This is a genomic window from Gemmatimonadaceae bacterium (assembly GCA_020846935.1).
In the GTDB taxonomy this organism is placed as follows: domain Bacteria; phylum Gemmatimonadota; class Gemmatimonadetes; order Gemmatimonadales; family Gemmatimonadaceae; genus RBC101.
Genome location: JADLCY010000006.1, coordinates 38,431 through 57,480, shown reverse-complemented (window position 1 = coordinate 57,480; position 19,050 = coordinate 38,431). Strand labels below are relative to the sequence as shown.

16 protein-coding genes are annotated in these 19,050 nt (G+C 67.7%); 6 read left to right on the top strand and 10 right to left on the bottom strand.

The window, feature by feature from the left end:
* Positions 1-17 precede the first annotated feature (17 nt).
* Positions 18-419: a DUF423 domain-containing protein gene (locus IT361_07790; GenBank protein ID MCC6317577.1), complete on the bottom strand. Its 402-nt coding sequence runs from the start codon at positions 417-419 to the stop codon at positions 18-20.
* Between the two features lie 144 nt (positions 420-563).
* Here IT361_07790 and IT361_07785 point away from each other — a divergent pair, with 144 nt between their 5' ends.
* Positions 564-3,389: an insulinase family protein gene (locus IT361_07785; protein ID MCC6317576.1), complete on the top strand. Its 2,826-nt coding sequence runs from the start codon at positions 564-566 to the stop codon at positions 3,387-3,389.
* A gap of 101 nt (positions 3,390-3,490) precedes the next feature.
* Here the strand turns inward: IT361_07785 and IT361_07780 are convergent, their stop codons facing one another.
* Entirely contained in the window at positions 3,491-4,753 is a 1,263-nt protein-coding gene (locus IT361_07780; GenBank protein MCC6317575.1) for a dipeptidase, read from the bottom strand.
* 488 nt (positions 4,754-5,241) lie between these two features.
* On the opposite strand from IT361_07780, the gene malQ reads away from it, so the two are divergent.
* Positions 5,242-6,708 (top strand): 4-alpha-glucanotransferase, encoded by a 1,467-nt coding sequence (malQ, locus tag IT361_07775; GenBank protein ID MCC6317574.1) that lies wholly within the window; start codon positions 5,242-5,244, stop codon positions 6,706-6,708.
* A 205-nt stretch (positions 6,709-6,913) separates the two neighbouring features.
* On the opposite strand, the gene IT361_07770 is transcribed toward malQ, so the two are convergent.
* The 4 genes from IT361_07770 to IT361_07755 all read right to left on the bottom strand — a co-directional run bounded on the left by IT361_07770 (position 6,914) and on the right by IT361_07755 (position 11,589).
* Positions 6,914-8,215 carry an aminopeptidase P family protein gene (locus IT361_07770; protein ID MCC6317573.1) on the bottom strand — a complete coding sequence of 434 codons (1,302 nt, stop codon included), beginning with the start codon at positions 8,213-8,215 and terminating at the stop codon, positions 6,914-6,916.
* Positions 8,216-8,280: 65 nt separating this feature from the next.
* On the bottom strand, positions 8,281-9,291 hold the full coding sequence (locus tag IT361_07765) for a DNA recombination protein RmuC (protein MCC6317572.1): 1,011 nt from the start codon (positions 9,289-9,291) through the stop codon (positions 8,281-8,283).
* A 174-nt stretch (positions 9,292-9,465) separates the two neighbouring features.
* Positions 9,466-11,094: an amidohydrolase gene (locus tag IT361_07760; GenBank protein MCC6317571.1), complete on the bottom strand. Its 1,629-nt coding sequence runs from the start codon at positions 11,092-11,094 to the stop codon at positions 9,466-9,468.
* A gap of 174 nt (positions 11,095-11,268) precedes the next feature.
* Positions 11,269-11,589, bottom strand: a complete 321-nt coding sequence (locus IT361_07755) for an HNH endonuclease (protein MCC6317570.1) — start codon at positions 11,587-11,589, stop codon at positions 11,269-11,271.
* 457 nt (positions 11,590-12,046) lie between these two features.
* Between IT361_07755 and IT361_07750 the strand changes: the two genes are divergently transcribed.
* The 3 genes from IT361_07750 (at position 12,047) to IT361_07740 (ending at position 14,480) form a co-directional block, all read left to right on the top strand.
* Positions 12,047-12,493, top strand: a complete 447-nt coding sequence (locus IT361_07750) for a hypothetical protein (protein MCC6317569.1) — start codon at positions 12,047-12,049, stop codon at positions 12,491-12,493.
* Between the two features lie 24 nt (positions 12,494-12,517).
* Positions 12,518-13,318 carry an alpha/beta hydrolase gene (locus IT361_07745; protein MCC6317568.1) on the top strand — a complete coding sequence of 267 codons (801 nt, stop codon included), beginning with the start codon at positions 12,518-12,520 and terminating at the stop codon, positions 13,316-13,318.
* 307 nt (positions 13,319-13,625) lie between these two features.
* Positions 13,626-14,480 (top strand): cyanophycinase, encoded by an 855-nt coding sequence (locus tag IT361_07740; protein ID MCC6317567.1) that lies wholly within the window; start codon positions 13,626-13,628, stop codon positions 14,478-14,480.
* A 90-nt stretch (positions 14,481-14,570) separates the two neighbouring features.
* Here IT361_07740 and IT361_07735 read toward each other — a convergent pair whose 3' ends face one another.
* The 4 genes from IT361_07735 to IT361_07720 form a co-directional block, all read right to left on the bottom strand.
* Positions 14,571-15,980: a HAMP domain-containing protein gene (locus IT361_07735; GenBank protein MCC6317566.1), complete on the bottom strand. Its 1,410-nt coding sequence runs from the start codon at positions 15,978-15,980 to the stop codon at positions 14,571-14,573.
* Positions 15,973-16,662, bottom strand: a complete 690-nt coding sequence (locus tag IT361_07730; protein ID MCC6317565.1) for a response regulator transcription factor — start codon at positions 16,660-16,662, stop codon at positions 15,973-15,975. The genes IT361_07735 and IT361_07730 overlap by 8 nt, the downstream gene beginning before the upstream one ends.
* 32 nt (positions 16,663-16,694) lie before the next feature.
* Entirely contained in the window at positions 16,695-17,843 is a 1,149-nt protein-coding gene (locus tag IT361_07725) for a hypothetical protein (protein ID MCC6317564.1), read from the bottom strand.
* A gap of 79 nt (positions 17,844-17,922) precedes the next feature.
* Entirely contained in the window at positions 17,923-18,387 is a 465-nt protein-coding gene (locus IT361_07720) for a GNAT family N-acetyltransferase (GenBank protein MCC6317563.1), read from the bottom strand.
* Positions 18,388-18,509: 122 nt separating this feature from the next.
* On the opposite strand from IT361_07720, the gene IT361_07715 reads away from it, so the two are divergent.
* The gene (locus IT361_07715; protein ID MCC6317562.1) at positions 18,510-19,049 is read left to right on the top strand and encodes a hypothetical protein; all 540 of its coding nucleotides are present in this window, start codon (positions 18,510-18,512) and stop codon (positions 19,047-19,049) included.
* Position 19,050 lies beyond the last annotated feature (1 nt).

Here is a 19,050-nt window from a genome sequence, read left to right as displayed (position 1 = left end):
GAAAGGTCACATGACCGTCAGGGCCCGCGCAACGTCGCTCCCGTGCCATCGGTGCCCGGGCGCGCCGCGATCGCCATGCATATCCAACCCGCGAGGAAGCTCGCCCCGCCGACCGGCGCAACGGCTCCCAGCGCCCGCACGCCGCTCAGTGCGAGGGCGTACAGTGCCCCGCTGAAACACACGGTGCCGACCGCAAAGAACCATCCGGCGGCGCGCGCCACTCGCCTGGACCGTCGCGCCATCACGAACGCGGCCAGCACGATGCCCAAGGCGTGATACATCTGGTATCGCGCGGCGGTTTCGAAGACGGCGAGCATTTCGGGGGTGAGCCGGGCACGAAGCGCATGTGCACCGAACGCTCCGGCGCCCACCGCGACGGCCGCTGACAGGGCCCCGAGTCTCACAAAGGTGGCATCCATGGCAGGAATTCTAGCCACCGTCGCGGTGCACCTGGTCCCTGGGCCCGAGCGGCGCGAGCCGTCGTGCCACCAATCGACACCGGGCTGGTCACGTCCGGGCCCACGCTTCCCTAGTATTCACCAGTCACCAACGAGGGCTTGCCCGTGTTCGTGCGCTCCACCGTACTCCCGCTTCTATTCGCCAGCGCGATCGTCGTGCACGCACAGGGCGTCGCACCCGCACGCGAGGCGACCCCTACCGGTGCAATCCCGATGGACCCGGCGGTGCGCGTCGGCCGGCTGCCCAATGGATTGCGCTACTACATCCGGCGCAACGCCCGCCCGGAACATCGCGCCGAGTTGCGCCTCGTGGTCAACGCCGGCTCCATCGTCGAGGACGATGACCAGCGCGGCCTGGCGCACTTCGTCGAACACATGCTGTTCAACGGCACGCGCCGCTTTGCGAAGAACGACATCGTCTCCTACCTGGAGTCGATCGGCGTGCGTTTTGGCGCTGACCTCAACGCGCAGACCGGCTTCGACGAGACCATCTACATCCTGCCCGTCCCCACCGACAAACCCGGTCTCCTGGATCGCTCATTCGACATCCTGGAGGACTGGGCCGGTGCCGCGCTGTTCGACAGCACCGAAGTGGTCAATGAGCGCGGCGTCGTGCTCGAGGAATGGCGCGGAGGACTCGGCGCCGAGACACGCATCCGCGACCAGCAGTTCCCCGTGATCTTCAAGGGGTCCCGGTATGCCGACCGCTTGCCCATCGGACTCCCCGAGGTCATTCGCAACGCGAACCCCGCCCCGCTGCGCCGCTTCTATCGTGACTGGTATCGCCCGGACCTGATGGCCGTCATCGCGGTCGGTGACGTGAACCCGGTGCAGATCGAGCGCATGATCCGGCAGCGCTTTGGCCGACTGCGGCCCGTCGCGCGCCCGCGGCCGCGCACGGGCTTCCCGGTGCCCGCAAACCAGGCGCCACTCGTGACGATCGCCACCGACCCCGAGGAGCAGGTCACGTCCGTGGGCGTGTTGTACAAGCATGCCCGGCGCTCGGTGCGTACCGCGGCCGACTACCGGAAGTCACTCGTGGCGAGCCTGTACAATGACATGCTCAATCGCCGGTTTGCTGAGCTGTCGCGCAAGCCTGATGCGGCGTTTTCGGTGGCATCGTCCGGCTATGGTGGATTCGTGCGCGGCACCGACGCCTACCAGTTGGTTGCAGTGACCAGAGAAGGCGCGACCATCCCGGCGCTCGAAAGTGTGCTCACGGAAGCGCGCCGCGTCCGCACGCACGGCTTTCTTCCCGCCGAACTCACGCGCGCCAAGGCCGCGTTCCTCCGCGCATACGAGAGTGCGTGGGCCGAGCGTGAGAAAACGGAGTCGGGTGACTTCGTGCAGGAGTACGTGCAGCACTTCCTCGAAGGCGACCCCAGCCCCGGCATCGCCTGGGAGCTGCGCGCGGTGCGCACCATGCTTCCCGGCATCACAGTCGAGGACGTGAATGCGCTCGGGAGGCAGTGGATCACCGACGAGAACCGCGTCGTCATGGTCTCGGCGCCGGCGAAGGAGGGAGCCAAGGCGCCGACGGCGGAGGAACTCCTCGCGGTGTTCCCCCGCGTCGAGGCCGCGACCGTTGCGGCATGGACCGAGTCGGTGAGCGATGCCCCACTCGTCGCGGAGCCGCCGGCCCCCGGTCGCGTCGTGTCGACGTCCACCATGCCGGAACTCGGCGTCACCGAGTGGAAGCTCTCGAACGGCGTGCGGGTACTCCTCAAGCCGACGGACTTCAAGGCGGACGAGGTGCTCCTGCGCGGATGGAGCCCCGGAGGCGCGAGTCTCGTCGCCGATGCCGACGTTCCGACCGCCACGCTTGCGACCACACTCGTCGAGCGCGGCGGCGCCGGAACATTTGACGCCATCGCGCTCGGCAAGAAGCTCACGGGCATTCAAGCGCGTGCCGGCACGTTCATCGACGACGATTCCGAGGGCGTCACCGGCAGCGCATCTCCGCGCGATCTCTCGACACTGTTCCAGCTCACGTGGGCCCGCCTGATCACGCCGCGGCGTGACTCGGCGGCCTTCATCGCCTTCCGCAACCAGGTGCGTCCGTTCCTCGCCAACCGCGCCACCAACCCCGAGGCCGTCTTTGGCGACACCGTCTCGCAGACGATGTCGCGCTACAGTCCACGCGCCCTGCCCGTGAACGCCGAGTATCTCGATCGCGTGTCGTACGATCGGGCGTTCGCGATCTTCCGCGAGCGTTTCACCGACTTCTCCGACTACACCTTTGTGCTCGTGGGCGCGTTCGCGATCGACAGCGTCCGACCGCTGGTCGAACAATGGCTGGGGGCGTTACCCGGAGGCGGGCGTCCCGAAGTCGCACGCGACGCCGGCGTACGCCCACCGGACGGACGCATCGAGAAGCGAGTCCACAAGGGCGTCGAACCCAAGGCCATGACCGTGGTGATCTATCACGGCGCGGCCGAGTTCGCGCCGACGGAGCGTCACGCGCTGCGATCGGTCACTGAATACGTGGAGATGAAGGCGCTCGAGTCGCTGCGCGAAGCGCTCGGTGGCACGTATTCGGTGGGCGTCGGCGGAACCCTGCAGCGCTGGCCGATCCCGTCGTACACCGTCTCCGTGCAGTTTGGCTCGTCGCCCCAGCGGGCCGACTCGCTGTACGCCGCGGTGCGCACGGTGATCGACTCGGCCAAAGCCGGCGTGATCAGCGATGCGGACGTCGCCAAAATCCGTGAGCAGCAGCAGCGAGCGTACGAGGTGAACCTGCGAGAGAACAGCTACTGGCTCCTCAATCTCTCGTCGCGCATCGAGAATCACGAAGACCCGAAGGGACTGCTGGCGTACCCCGAGTTCATCCGCGGCCTCACGAAGGAATCGCTGCAGGCCGCCGCGCGGCGTTACTTCAGCGACGCCAACATCGCGCGGTTTGTGTTGTTGCCGGAGCGCACGACGCCGTAGGGCGAGAACAAAGGCTGCGTATCGCGGAGCAATCCAGGGCGAAGGCATGCAACCCTCACCCTGGACTGCTCACCCGGCACGCGCCGGGTCGTTCAACGTGCTCAGCTTCGCGATTGCTTTGCGACCTTCTCGACTTCGGCCATCACGCGCAGCAGGTTGCCGCTCCACAGCTTGCGGATCTGCTCCTCGGTGTAGCCGCGGCGAACGAGTTCGATCGTGACGTTCGGAGTTTCCGTCGCATCGTTCCAGCCATCCACACCGCCACCGCCGTCAAAGTCCGAGCTGATGCCGACGTGGTCGATCCCGATGAGCTTGACCGCGTAGTCGATGTGGTCCACGAAGTCCTTGACCGTGGCACGCGGCGGCGGCGGGAACTTGGCGTTGAGTGCCTGCATCCGCTGCATGAATGCCGCGCGCCTGGTGGAGTCGAGGCCGGCCATGCCGCCGGGACCGCCGCCCGCGACGCCGAACTCGGTGCGCAAGTCAGCCATCGCCTTCGTCCGCTCGGGCGAATCGGGCGGCGCCTTCTTCACGTAGGAATTGAACGCCACCATCTGCACCACGCCGCCGTTCTTCGCGAGCGCCCGGAGTTCTTCGTCATCCAGGTTGCGGCTCACATCGCAGAGCGCACGAACGGCGGAGTGCGACGCGATCACCGGCGCCTTCGAGAGCGCCATCGCCTGCATGTTCGACGCCTTGGACGGGTGTGAGATGTCGACCATGATGCCCAGGCGATTCATCTCGGCGATGACCTGCTTGCCGAGCGGTGAGAGCCCGTTCCACATCCACTGGTTGTCGCGCTCACCCGTGTTGGAATCGGAGAGCTGCGAGTGCCCGTTGTGGGCGAGCGACATGTAGCGGGCGCCGAGGTCGTAGAACTTCTTCACGTTCGCGAGGTCGTTCCCGATGCCGTAGCCGTTCTCAACGCCCATCAGGGCCACCTTCTTGCCCTTGGCCGCGATGCGGGTGACGTCGGCCGCGGTGAGCGCGATCTCTATCCGGTCGGGCGCGAGCTCGGTGGCCAGGCGGCGCACCGCCTCGAACTTCTCGATGTCAGCGGCGTGGGCGCGCGCGAACCCTTCGGGCGTGAGCGGTCCCTGACCCACGAAGATGGAGAAGAAGACGGCGTCGAGCCCGCCCTCCTTCATCTTCGGGAGGTTGACCTGGGTGTTGAGACGATCCGTGTAGTTCGGCTTGGTAGCCGTGAACTGACCCGGGTTGAAGTCGACGTGGGTATCGAGGGTGATGACTCGATCATGGATGGCCCGGGCACGTGCCACGAGCGCGGCATCGGGCTGCTGAGCCTGGAGGGTGAGCGCGCCGGAAAGGAGCGCCGTGGCGGCGACAGAGCGACCAAATGACATGGGAGGGCGGAGAGGGAGGACGTGAGGGCCGTGCGAACGCTGGTGAGCGGGCCACCACGCGGCAAGGGCCGCGACGCCTCTACCCTATTCCGACGCGAGAGCGCGCCGACTGACTCGAGGGGGTCCGGACGCCGCCGCCATACCCCTTACCCCTGCAACATGGGCACGTGCACCATGGATGCACCGCACCCGACTGACGACGGCGTCGGACTGTTGTCCTCGTGAATCCACAGACATTCTGCCGCCCCGCCGTCTCATAGCCGTCTGCAGGATCTCCACATTCCGGCCGCAGGCCGCACCGTTGACCAAAGTCCTCTGATGATCGCCTCACCTGACGCACTCGGTGTACCGGGATCACTCGCTGATTGCCTCGTTATGCTTGACATCGGAACTTCATGCGAAGCAAGTACTTCCGTAATGACTCGTCCGCTGCCTCCGCGCGCCCATTCCGCGCTGGTCTGCTTCCCACGTCGCGCGCGTCCCATCGCATGAGATTTCCCAGAGCTGCCGGCATCCTGCTCCACCCGACTTCACTGCCGGGACCACACGGCATCGGTGATCTCGGACCTGAGGCGCATCGCTTTCTGGATATCCTCGCAGATGCAGGCTTGAAGATCTGGCAGATGTTGCCGCTCGGGCCTACGGGATTTGGCGACTCGCCGTATCAATGTTTCTCCGCCTTCGCGGGCAATCCGCTGCTCATCCACGCCGCGGGCGCGGCAGGAGCGTCCTCTACCGACGTCGTCGACTTCGATCGGGTCATTCCTCACAAACGTCGACTCCTTGCCGAGGCGGTCGCCGCTTTCACCCCTGACGATGCGTATCGAGCCTTCGCGACAACGCATGCGGACTGGCTCGGGGACTTCGCGTTGTTCATGGCGCTCAAGGAGGCGCACGAGGGCGCCGTCTGGCACCGATGGGAACATGGCGCGGCGCACCGCGACCCCGTCTCCCTGACCGACTGGCGCGAACGGCTGCGCCCCCGCATCGAGGCGCTACAGGTCGAGCAGTACCTGTTTTTCCATCAGTTCGGGGCCCTCAAACGCGCCGCGGCGGAACGCGGCATCCGCATCATGGGCGACCTGCCGATCTATGTCGCCCACGATTCCGCGGACGTATGGGCGCATCAGGAACTGTTCCAGCTCAACGATGACGGCAGCCTCCGCGTGCAGGCCGGCGTTCCACCGGACTACTTCAGCGCCACGGGCCAGCTCTGGGGGAACCCTCTCTACGATTGGGAAGCCGCCCGTCGGACGGGCTACGCCTGGTGGATTCGTCGCATGAAGTCGGCGTTCGCGGAGTTCGACCTGGTTCGCATCGATCACTTCCGCGGCTTCGAGTCCTACTGGGAAGTTCCGGGCGACGCGGTGACGGCGGTCGACGGCCAGTGGGTGCCTGGACCTGGCGCCGAACTCTTCGACGCGATCGCCGAGGCACTCGGCCCCTTGCCCATCGTTGCCGAGAACCTCGGGATGATCACCCCGGCCGTGGAAGCGCTCCGTGAACGCTGCCGCTTTCCCGGTATGAGCATACTGCAGTTTGCGTTTGGGGCCGACGGGCACGCCAACGAGTTCCTGCCGCACAACTACCCACGCGAACGGGTCGTTTACACGGGCACGCACGACAACGACACGACCCTGGGGTGGTGGCACGCCAACGGCGCCGGCGATTCCACCCGATCAGCCGAAGCCATCGCGAAGGAAAAGGCGTTCGCGATGCAGTACCTCGACACCGACGGGCGCGAGATGCACTGGTCGTTGATCCGCTCCGCGTTTGCCTCGGTCGCCGACACGGCGCTCGTGCCGATGCAAGACGTGCTCGGCCTCGGCGCCGAGGCCCGGATGAACTTCCCGGGCCGGCAGCATGGCAATTGGAGATTCCGTTTTCGATGGGAGCAGCTCACGCCAGAAATCCGCGCCAGGCTGCAGACCCTGGTCCGGCTCTACGGCCGCTGAGAGACGCACAGGCACGACGTACGCGTCGACCTGATGCTGCCGTGCCAGTCGTCGCTGGCGACTGTCAGCCGCCGTGCCGCGGATCCCGCTGGCCTTCGTGATCAACGCAGGGATGCGCGCCAGCATCTGGCCGGCGCCCTGTCCCGCTCCGCGCGTCGACGTCGCCATGGCGAAATCGACGCGCGGGCTGGGCGCTGACCCTGGATCAAGCCGTGGTTGCGAACGGCTGTTCCAGGCTCGGGCTCTGCGGCGTGAACAGCTCCGCGCCGTTTTCGGTGATGACCATGTCGTCTTCGAGCCGGATACCGAACTCTCCGGGGATGTAGATCCCCGGCTCGTCGGAGAACGTCATCCCCGGCACGAGCTTGAGCGTGTTGCCGCGCGTGAGGTACGGCCATTCGTGCCCGTCCATGCCCATCCCGTGTCCGACGCGGTGGGAGAAGTACTTGTAGTCCGGCCCGTAGCCACCATCCACGATGACCTTGCGTGCCGCCGCGTCGACGGCCTGGCACTCCACGCCCGGGCGTGCGGCCGCGAGCGCCGCGCTCTGCGCCTTGAACTCGAGATCGAACACGGCCTTCATCTTGTCCGTCGGCTTGCCCAGCACGAAGGTGCGCGAGAGATCCGACGCGTAGCCTTCGACCGAGCATCCGCCGTCGATGAGCAGGATGCTTCCCTCGCGGACGACCTGCGGCGTCACCGACCCGTGCGGCAGCGCCGAGAACTCGCCGACCTGCACGCCTGCACCACCGGTGTAGCCGAGCCGTTCATGCGCCTGGGAAACGAGGCGCGCGAAGTCGCTCTGGGTCATGCCCTCCTTGAGTGACTTCCATGCGGCTTCGTAGGCCTTGAGCGTCACCTGCGACGCGTGGCGCATGAGCGCGAGTTCGTGCGCATCCTTCACCATGCGGCAACCCGCGGTCACCGGGGTACCGGACGCAATGCGAATCCCTGGGGCAGCGGCGCCGACGCCGGCGCTGAAGACGTACTTGACGGTCTCTTCGATCCCGATCGCACCCGTGGAGACGCCGAGGTCGCGCAGACCCTGGGCCACGCGTTCGTAGGGACTCTCGTGCTCTTCCCAGGTCAGGACGCGCGTCTCGCTGCCTAACGGGCCGAGTCGCGCCTGCTCGAGCGTGCGCTCTTCCTCGAACTTGGGCGTGACGATGAAAGCGTTGCCCCTGGCGGGCACGATGGCGCAGGTCATGCGCTCGGAGTTCCCCCAGCGCATGCCCGTGAAGTAGACCATGGACGTGCCGCCGGTGAGCATGATGGCACTCAGTCCGTTCTCGGTCATGAGCCGACGCGCCTTCTCCAGTCGAGCCTTGCGCTCGTCCACCGAGATCGGCACGACACCCTCCTTCATCGGTGTCAGAGCTGCGATCGCCGGTGGAAGGTCCGTGCTCGACGCACCATCCTGCGCGGACGCTTCACCGCTCCGCGGAGCGCAGGCGGCGCCGGCGGCGGCAACCGTGGACGTGGCGAGAAAGGTACGGCGGGTCAGCATGTCGGCTCCGTGGCAAGGGGTGACTGGCGGCCAATGTGCGGCCCGTGCATCGAGCCGTCGAGCCCTTACGGCGTGGGAGGTGGCTCGGCCTCGCGCCAACTCGCGACCAGCGGGCGCAGCTCGGGCGTGGCGCCATCCCCGGCACCGCTGAGCCATCCAAAGCGACGGGCCTGCGGCAGAACGCGATGCTCCAGCGAGCCGACGCTTCGGTTGTACGCATCGATCGCCTTCTCCAGTCCCCGGCGGACGTCGTTCACGTGACCGGCCCACGTCTCGAGTCGGCCGTGCAGCTCGACGCCCAGTTCGCGGATTTCGTCCGCGTCGCGAGCGATCCGTTGCCGAGCCCATCCGAGACCGACGACCCGCAGCAGCGCGATGAGCGTGGTCGGGCTGGCGAGGATCACTCCGCGCTCCACGCCATGCTCCACCAGACCGGCGTCGTACTGCAGCGCGGCACTGAAGAGCGCCTCGCCCGGGAGGAACAGCACCACGAATTCGGGCGATTCCGCGAACTGCTCCCAGTACCCTCGGGCCGCGAGCCGTGTGATGTGGTCCTTCACGTGGCGGGCATGGCGCCGGAGCGCATCGACGCGCGCAGCCTCGTCAGGCGCCTCCATTGCCTCGAGCCACGCAGCCATCGGGGCTTTCGCGTCGATCACGACCGAGCGGCCGCCGGGCATGAGCACGGTAAGGTCCGGCCGAAGCCGTCCCTCGCCCGACCAGACTGTTTCCTGCACGACGAAATCGACGTGCTCCGTCATCTGTGCCAGCTCGCACACGCGCCGCAGCTGCAGCTCGCCCCACTGCCCGCGCACGACGGGGCTGCGCATGGTATCGAGCAGGTGCTGCGTCTGGCTGGAGAGGTCGCGATGGGTATCGCCAAGTGTCGCCAGTTGCGCGAGGACCGTATCGGTCCGCTCGGCCTGAGCGCGCCGTTCCTCGGCAAAGCGTCGTTCGGTGTCCCGCTCGGCGCGGAGCGCGGCGATCGTGGCGAGGTGACGCGAGCGCAGCCAGAGCCAGGCGAGGATGGCCCCGACCACGGCCCCGAGGCCGAGGGCGGGGAGAGATTCCAGCATGGGCCAGGCGCTCCGGGAGGGAGGATGCCTAACGTTAGCGCGCCGGACACACGCTGGCCACCGTGAGCCTCGCGCATCGGCACGGGATTGAAACGCCGACGGGGGCAGACGCCGCATGGCGCCCACCCCCGTCCGATTGCGCATCTGCTGGCGGATCGCCAGCGGACAATCGCGCTACCGATCCTCCTCGGGAACGAACGCGGCCACCGGAAGGCGGCTGATCCCGCGCTCCTTCTTCTGCCGGTCGACCATCGCGGCGACGTCGGCGAGCAGCTTCTTCGCATCGTACACGATGCCGTCCTTGATGGTGTACCGCACGCCGCCGACACGCTCGACCTTGCCGGTGCGGTCGTTCAGGCGCTGGAAGCCAGAGCCATAGAGCGTCTTGAGGTTCGCGATCGGGTTCTCCGGAGCGATCACGAGGTCCGCAAGCATGCCATTGCGCACGATACCCGTCTCGATGGCCTTGCCGCTGGCCTTGTTGAGCTCCTCGGCGGCGTGCTGCGTGCCCGCACGGATCACCTCGAGCGGATGGAACCCCGCTTCCTGGAAGTTCTCCAGCTCCTCGATGTAGCTGAAGCCGTACGTGTTGTAGATGAAGCCCGCGTCGGTGGAGGGTGTCACGCGGCCGCCCATGTTCTTGTAGTCGTTGATGAACTCCATCCACACCTGGTAGAACTTCTTCCACGCGACTTCATCCCACGTCGTCCAGTTGAAGAAGTACGCGCCGTGGTTCTCGCGGTTGGGCGTGTAGAAGTCCCAGAGCGACGGCAGCGTGTACTGCTCGTGCCAGTCGGCGTTGCGGCGCTTCATGAGGTCGCGGCCCGACATGTACGTCGTCATCGTCGGGTCGAGCGTCGCGTTGTTGTCCTTGAGCAACTTGAGGAAGGCGTTCCACTTCTCGCTGCGCGGCTTCACCAGGTTCCACTGCCGCGCGACCTGCCCAAAGCGCCACTGTTCGTCGCTGTAGTTGTAGTTCTCCGGATACGGCTGGATGTCGGTGTTCTCGTACATCGACTCGAAGATGCCGTAGTAGTGCGTGATCGCCCCGAGGCCGAGCGTCACGGCATCCGCGCCGTTCATGTTGGCGACGCCGGTCTGCGCCAGGTGCGCCGTGCTGCCCATGCCGAGCGTCTTCGCTTCCTCCATGAGTCCCTTCATCACGGCCGGATCGTGCGCGCCGACCTTGAGGCAGTCGACCCCTTGCTCCTTCGCGAAGCGCGTCCATGCGCGCGCGTCCGCCTCGGTGAGGATCGGCTTGCCGCCCCAGGCGCGTCCGCTGCCCGGCCGCTGGCAGTTCACCATGCGGGGGGCGGTGATCTCGTTTGCGTTGGCGCGCTTGGTCTCGGAAAGCGACCACTCGAAGCCACCAAACGGCACACCGCGCACCGTCGTCACGCCGTGAGCCAGCCACAGCTTGTAGCAGTACTCGGCATCCGGCGCCTTCGGCTTGCCGCAGGTATGCACGTGCAGGTCGATGAAGCCGGGCATCACGTACATCCCTTCGGCCTGGATCTCGCGCGCCGGGCCCTTCGGGCGCCGGGCGTCGTTGATCGGGCGGTTCGGGTACCCGACGTCGGCGATCTGCGTGATCCGGTTCTTCTCGATGACGATATCAACCGGCCCGCGAGGCGGCCCGCCGGACCCGTCGATCAGGGTCGCACCGCGGATGATCAGCTTGTCGAAGGGCCCTTCGCCCTCCCGACGATTCGGCGCCGGGTTGGCGTCCTGAGCGACGAGCGGAATGGCCCAACCGAGCGCGAGTGCGCCGAGCAGGGCGTGACGAAGGCGTCTGGTAAACATTGGGGTAGGGGGCTGGGATCGGATCCTGGCGGCGCTCCGCGGTCAGCATCGCGCGCGCGAACGGCATCGACGCTGAACTTTGGGGCGGGTCACCCCACCCGCAAGTCACCCCGAACCGCGTTCCTTCGACGCCAGTCCCCTTTCAGCCGCGCACCCGCTCCCCTCTGGCTCTTCTCAGGCCGTCTCGCGGTACGGAGAGTCGAGGTACGGCGAGTCGTCGTCGCTGTCGGGACCGTAGACGATGCGCGGCGATATGCTCCCGGACACCTCGTCCACCATGCCACCGGCCAGGTGCTTGACGAGATCGACGATGCCGTGACTCAGGTGCGCGCCGTATCGGAGCAGATTGGTGGCGCGTCCCCGCTGGGCCAGGAGGTAGGCGACGAACGACTTGTCGGCCTTGGCGCTGTTGCAGCGCTTGCAGCAGAGGACGAGGTTGTCGCGACGATCGTACGCCGTGAGGCCCTTGCGCGGGGTCACGTGGTCGAGCGTCATCGTGCCTTCGTCGTACCGGAGACCGCAGTAGGCGCAGGTCGGGCCATGCTGGGCCAACAGCCAGCGTCGCGTTTCTGCGTAGGCGTAACGCCCTGTCGGTACGGAGGATACCTGTTCTTGCGCGCCCTTCCCTGACCCTCGCCTGCGTCGGCGGCCCGGGCGCCTGTTTTCGTTCTGCATTGGTGACTGCAAACTAGTCGCCGGTGGGCCCCATTGGCACCCCGGCCCGCGGATAACGACGAGCACGGGGCCCGGGTGGTCATTCTTTCCGGGTTGTGGCCGATGGAGACACTGTTGCCCTGGCCAACCACGTGCTGGCAGTTGCGCGAACACGGAAGACATCCGGTCAGGAAGTGGTCATTTCCACAGATCTGGTCGCGGGTGGACGCCACCCGGGCCGCAACGCGCGCTAGCTTCCTCACGCACCAGCTCAATGACGCCCCACACTGCCGCCCTCATGCGTTCCCGACTCACGTTCCTCGCTCTCGCCATCGTGGCGACCTCCGCCTCGGCCGGTGCCCAGTCGCAGCCAGCGGCGCCGAAACACGAAATGCAGCATGCGAACAGCGCATGGAAGGAGATGGACGCCTTCCACACCGTGCTCGCGGCAACCTACCATCCCGCCTCGGGCAAGAAGGACCTGAAGCCCCTGCGCGCCCGAGCCGATTCGCTGGCTGCGACCGCGCGCAGCTGGTCGGCTTCCACGCCCCCCAGGACGTGCGCGGCCGCGTCGGTGCGATCCACGGTCGCCGACATCTCGACCGATGCGCTGGCCATCGCCAACCAGGTGCTGGCGAACGCGACCGATGCCGAGCTGCTCAAGGCCATTGGCGCCCTGCACACGAAGTTCGAGCGCGTGGAGAAGCAGTGCGGGAGCCACGACATGAAGGGCATGAAGCACTGACGCTCGGCAGCGGCGGGCGCACCGATGGAGGTCCTGGCCCCCGCGGCGCGTCCGCGGGCCGTCGTGCTGATGGCGCACGGGCTCAACCAGCGGGCGAGCGCCCTGCGGCCGCTCGCCCAGGCCCTGCGGGATCGCGGGGCGTCGGTCGTGCTGCTGGCGTTCCGTGGCCATCGTCGCGACGACGAGGTGGATCCGCGCGCACTCGAAGCCTGGCGCGAGATTACGTGGGAACAGTGGCGCGAGGACTGGCGCGAAGCGACGGCCTCGGCCGCCTCGTTGGCGGCGACACACGACGTCCCGCTGTGCTTCGTTGGGTTCAGCCTGGGGGCGCTCGTCCACGTATACGAACTGGCCTCGGAGGCATCGCCACCGGGCTCCTTTGCACGGCAAGTACTCCTCGCGCCCGCGATTCGCATTCACCCGCGCTCACGGCTCGTGCGGATCTTCCGGTTCCTGGGATCGCGCTTCCTCATTCCGTCGCTGGCCCCCATGCCGGTGCGCTCCCACCGCGGGACGAGCGTCGCGGCGTACGAAGCGTTATTCCGCTACGAGACCGCGCTCGCCGGCATCGACCGCGCCGAGCGCCTCCGCATTCCCACGGTGGTCCTGATGGACGCCCGCGACGAACTCGTGAGCGAGTCAAGGTTGCGCGCCTGGATCACGCAACACGACCTTGACGGCGCGTGGCGGATCGAGAGCGTGGAGAAGGACCGGACGTCGGCGGGGCGCGGCCTGCGGCATTACATCACCGACGAGGTCGGCCTCGGGCGTGATCGGTTTCTGCAGCTGGTCGATCGCGTGACCGCGGCGCTGGCACTCGAGTAGTGCGAGAACCGAAGCTTACCGGTGCGCGCGAGCGCAATGACGTCGGTGCGGACCTGCCGGGCCACGCGTCCGGGACCGGGGCGCTGGGCATGTCGTCAGTGAGGGAGTCGTCACCCGCAACGGAGGACGTCGCGTCAATGAAAGAGACGCCGTTGAGCGTTCCTCCGCTGAAGCGCAAGCCCGCCGAGCGAAGTGACTGGACGCTTGCGCTATCGACACGAGACGCCGGTGAGAGTTCCTCCGCAGAAGCGCAAAGCCCAACGAGCCAAGTGACTGGACGTGTGCTCTCCTGACCACCAACTCGCCGATGCCTGCCAGATCCCATACCCTCGTGTTTCTCAGTGCCCTCGCCCTCCTGGTCATCGCGTGCCAACGCCCGGTCGCGAGCGCACCCGCGTCCACAGGCGGCATACCTCCGGTGGCCGGGCACCTCGTGATCGCCGGGGGCGGTCAGCTCGGCCCGGAGATCATCGATCGGTTCATCGCGCTGGCCGGTGGCCCGGACGCGCCGATCGTCGTGATTCCCACCGCGGGCGAGGACTCGCTGTATCCGCCAGACTGGAACGGCCTCCGGTTGCTCACTGCACGCGGCGCGCGACGCGTCGTCGTGCGCCACACCACTGACCGCTCCGTGGCGGAGAGCGATTCGTTCGTGGCGCCGATCTCGCGGGCCCGCGGCGTGTGGTTCCCCGGTGGCCGGCAGTGGCGACTGGTCGACGCCTACGCGGGGACGCGCACCGAGCGTGCGCTGCATGCACTGCTCCGCCGCGGCGGCGTCATCGGCGGAACGTCGGCGGGAGCCTCCGTGCAGGCCTCGTACATGGTGCGCGGTGCGCGCGAGGGCAACACGATCATGATGGCGCCCGGCTACGAAGCCGGGTTCGGCTTCATCCGCGGTGTCGCGGTGGACCAGCACGTCTCGGCACGCAGCCGACAGTTGGACCTGCAGGCCGTCGTGGCCCGACACCCGGAACTCCTCGGGTTGGGGCTCGACGAGGGCACGGCCATCGTCGTGGAGGGCACGCGCGCCGTGGTGGTCGGCCGTGGGAAGCTCTTCGTGCACAACGGCCGCGGCGCGCACGATGCCGGCCTGCCGTACGCGACCCTTGCGGCCGGAGACACGCTGGACCTCGTGGCCCGCCGTCGCGTCGGTACCAGGTAGGCTCTCCTGGGTAAGGCCTGCGCTGACAGGCCACGGGCGAAACGCTCGCGGCCCTCGCACTACGACGCCACACGGCCGGCAGGCTGAACGTCAGGCGTTGCGCGCGGGCAGCTCCACTGTCACGGTGGTCCCGCGCCCCGTCGCGCTCTCGAGTCGGATCAGTCCCCCCTGCGCCTCGACCAGCGCCTGCGCAATACTGAGTCCGAGGCCCGAACCTCCGGTGGCGCGCGTCCGCGAGGGATCGACGCGATACAACCGGTCGAACACGCGCGGGACGTGCTCGGGAGCGATGCCCTCACCGGTATCAACGACACTCAGGACCGCGTGGTCTCCGGTGCGCCGGGCGCCAACGTGCACGGTGACGCCGGCCCCGCCGTGCCGCATCGCGTTGTCGATGAGGTTCCGCAGCACCTGCCCAAGCCGAACGCGATCGGCATGTACACCGAGATCCTCCGGTACGTGCGCTGAAATCCGTGACGCGTCGATCCGGCCCGCATGGACAAAGGCATCGATGGTCGCCTCGACCAACGGCCGCAACGCGAGCGGTTCGAGGTGCATCTCCAGTCGACCGGCGTCGGCGCGCGCGAGCACGTCGACGTCGCCGACGAGCCGTTCGAGCACCGTCGCTTCTTCGTGCAGCGAAGCGAGGGAGGCCGCATCGACCGTGCGCAACCCGTCCTGCAGACTCTCGATCTGGGCTTTGAGGTTGGTGAGTGGCGTACGCAGCTCGTGGGCGAGGTCGCGCATGACCTGTCGTCGCGCGCCTTCCGAGCGCTCCAGGCTCTCCGCCATGCGATCAAAGACGGCCGCCAGTTCCCGGAGTTCGCTCACACTCGTGCGACCAACGCGGGTGCCGTAGTCGCCGGCGGCTATGCCCTGCGCCGCGGTCGTCAGGCGGCGAATGGGGTCCAGCAGTCGCCCGGTCAGGATCACCGCCAGGAACGCGGCCGCTGCCAGCAGCGCCGGGATGCCTAACCAGAGCGCGCGACCGAAGCGCCTGGCAAAGCCGCGGCTCACGACCTCCAGGTCCCGTGGGGTCGCGGCCGCCCGGAGGTCGGGGCGAGGAATGGCGAACACGAAGGCGGCGGTGTCGCCGAGTGATCGCCGGAGCGGCGTCCCGTGGCTGATCTCGATCCGACGCAGGTCGCTCGTGTCACCCAGCTCCACGCGGAGCCCGCCGCCCGGTGTGCGAACGGCCCTCCGGCCGCGCCAACCCGAGTCGCCGGAGGCCACGATCGTCCCGTCCAGACCCACAACGACGGCATGCAGCGAGTCCCGCCCCGCCCCTTCGACCACGCGACGCACCTCATCGATTCCGCCCCGCGCCAACGCGGAGTCGAGCCGGATCGCCACGGTGGAATCTCCCGCGACCCGCGTGGACGCCACGATCGCCCGGAACTGCACGCTCGCCGTGCGTGTGCCGAAGTACGCCAACAGCACCAGCGCCATGAGCACCGACGCCACCACGAGCGCCAGCACCTGGGCGCGGAGGCTACGCATGGCGGAACGCGCCGGCGAGCAGGCGATACCCAACGGCGAAGATGGTTTCGATGCACGCGTCCGCCGGACCGCCGGGATCGAGCTTGCGCCGCAGGTTCTTCACGTGCGCGTCGACGGTGCGAAGGTCGGACTCTCCCGCGCTCCGTAGTGCACGCTCGGACAGCTCGCTCCGGGAACACACGCGCCCCGGCGTGGCAGCGAGGATCCACAACAGCCGGAACTCGGTGGGACTCAGCGCCAGGGCGCGCTCGCCGAGCCATGCTTCACGCGTCGCTTCGGCGAGGTAGAGCGTGCCCAAGCGCAGGCTGCCCTCGCGCCGGTCGCGCTGCACACCCACCCGCCGCAACACGGCATGCGCCCGCGCCACGAGTTCGCGCGGGCTGAACGGTTTGGGCACGTAGTCGTCCACGCCCGCCGCAAACCCTTCGAGTCGGTCGTGTTCGTCGACCATGGCCGTCAGCATGATCACCGGCGTGTCCGCGTGTTCGCGCAGGTGTCGGCACACGTCGATGCCGTCGGCGCCCGGCAGCATTCGATCGAGGATCACGAGGTCAAAGCGCTCGGCAGCCACACGGTGTCGCCCGACCACACCGTCCGGCGCGTGGGTGACCCGAAAGCCCTCATGGCGCAGGTAGAGCGCGATCGTCTCCGCGGTCTTGGTGTCGTCCTCGACCACGAGCACGGTCCCGGCACCGCCCTGCGCCCTGGCGTCGGTCACAGCGGCAGCGCGTACCGCTCGATGGTGTACTGGCCGTCGCCGTCGATCTCCACGGCGTACAAGTGGCGCGCTCCAAAGCCGACCAGCGTCCGTCGCGCGGGGAACGTCACCGAACCGACCAGGTTGCCGTCTCGCCCGAACACGTCGTACCACACCGGCTCACCCGCTGGGCGATGCCGCCGCACCCAGACTCGGCTCGCGCCATCGACCCGCAGGCTCGCCGGATCAAAGGGTGGCTTGGTCGCCGGCCAACGGTACCCCGACGTGTTCGGCTCCCGCGTGGGTCGTGCGCGCCCAAACGACACGATGCGTTGGCCGTTGTTGTCCTCGACCTGCATCGAGATGCCGCCTGAGAGCATCTGCTGGTTCACCCACTCGCGCTTCTCGGCGTCGCCGATCGTAGCGCGCGCGACGCGCACCGGTGCACCGACCCGGCGCGTCGCTCCCAGCCACTCGGCGTGATAGTCACCGGTGCGAAGCACGACGACCTCGCCCTCGGCGTTGACGGCCCAGCCATCACTCGCCGCGAGAGGGATCGGCCGGATCTGCACCTGGCGCGCGTTTTCGCTCCCTGACTCCTGCCGATCCACATCTGGCGTCTTGATGCGCGCCACGGATAGAGCGGCGGTGCCCTTCGAGTCGGCGCGCATCACATCGCCCGTGTCGACGCGCATGCTCATGCGAGGCGGCGCAAAGTAGATGTTGCCCCGCGCGTCCGTCCCGCCCGGGAACATGGCCATCGGCGGACCATCGCCGCCCGGGACCGAGAGCGGCATGCTCCGGACGTAGCGGCCGTCCGGGGCGATCACCGAGAGCCGCGCGTTCCCGAGGTCCATCACCAGCGTGCTGTCGCCCGGAAACGCCCAGACGCCATCCGGCTGGCGGTACTCACCCGGCCCGCTTCCCTCACGTCCGAGCGCCCGGTTCGTGCGCAGCGACGCATCGACGATCATGAGTTTGCGCTCGATCGGGTCAGCGACGACCAGCTGACCGCTGGCCAGCTCGCGAACCGTCGTGACCAGCGAGAGTGGCTCCGGCAGACGTGCCTCGGCGCGACCGAGCGCGGCCTGTCGAGCCCCTTGCGCATCGGCGCTGCCGGCGAGCGAGAGCGCAGTGAGCCCCGCAACGATCACACGAAACGTCATCTTCGAGTGTCTCCCCTGAGTGGTCATGAATGAGACCAGGGACAGGTGAAGGTCCGGTGAAGGCGAGGCGATTCGGGGCTCAGCGGAGCGAGACGGCGAAGCAGTGCTTCTGCCCGACCGTCCATTCGTCGGCCGACACCTTGTCGTAGCGCTTCTTCTTTTCCGGATAGCTCCCGACGTCTTTGGGTGCGAAGCCACAGCGCGTGAACAAGTCATCCGAAAACGACACCGCGAAGATCTCCGGGTATCCCCGCTTGCGGGCGAGGTCGACCGCAGCGGCGATGAGTCGAGCGCCCAGTCCCTTGCGGTGGTGGTCGGGGTCGACTGCGAGCGACACGAGTTCGACCAGTGACGGCGAGTATTCGTCCAGACACACGCACCCGACGATATGACCGTCGTCGTCGCGGATCACGCGATAGTCATCGAGATGCGATTCGACGAACGCCTCGGAGCGCGGCAGGGTGAGCCCGGCGGCGTTGAATCGGTTGTTCAGCGCGGCCAGGGCGGGCGCGTCGTATTCGCGGGCGGGGGAGATCGGGCGCATCGGTGTTTGGGGGGCAGTCGGTGGTTCGCCCGGATCATATCCTGTGACGGGTCGCCCGGCGACGGGAGGGACGAGTTCTTCGGGGTTCGGCGCGTCAACGGTGTCGAGAGGCTGAAACCACCATGGCCCTCATGATCGCACCGACCCGCTCGTGTTCTGTCGCGGCGCTCGTTCTGTTGGCCGCCTGTGGTACCTCGACCGGCGGGACCGAACCGCCGACGCCCCAGGCTCCTGCTGATGCGGCCAATATCCTCACCGTCAGCACGCGAAAGGCCACGTATCCGTGGAACGAGGTCTCGTTCGCCGGCGACGGCATCGTGGCCACGATCGCCAACCTCAGCACGCGCGACTACTTCAGCAGAATCGGCGACTTCTTTGGCGGATCCGGGGACCAGGACCCGGTCTACATCGCGGGGGGCACCGACGCGGCCGTCGAGCGCCTCGCAGCCGATGGCTCATGGACCGTGCTGCCGACGGGTATCCTCATCGAGGGTTCGAAGGTGGTGGGCCTCCGCTCCGGCAAGACTTACGAGCTGCGCGGTCACCTCGAGGAGCCGCGCGTCGTTGGCACCATGCGCCTGCGCCTCCGGTATTTCACGACGCCCAACACCGCGGGCGTGACGCCTCTCGTCGACTACTCGCCGCCGTTCGTCGTGCGTTGAG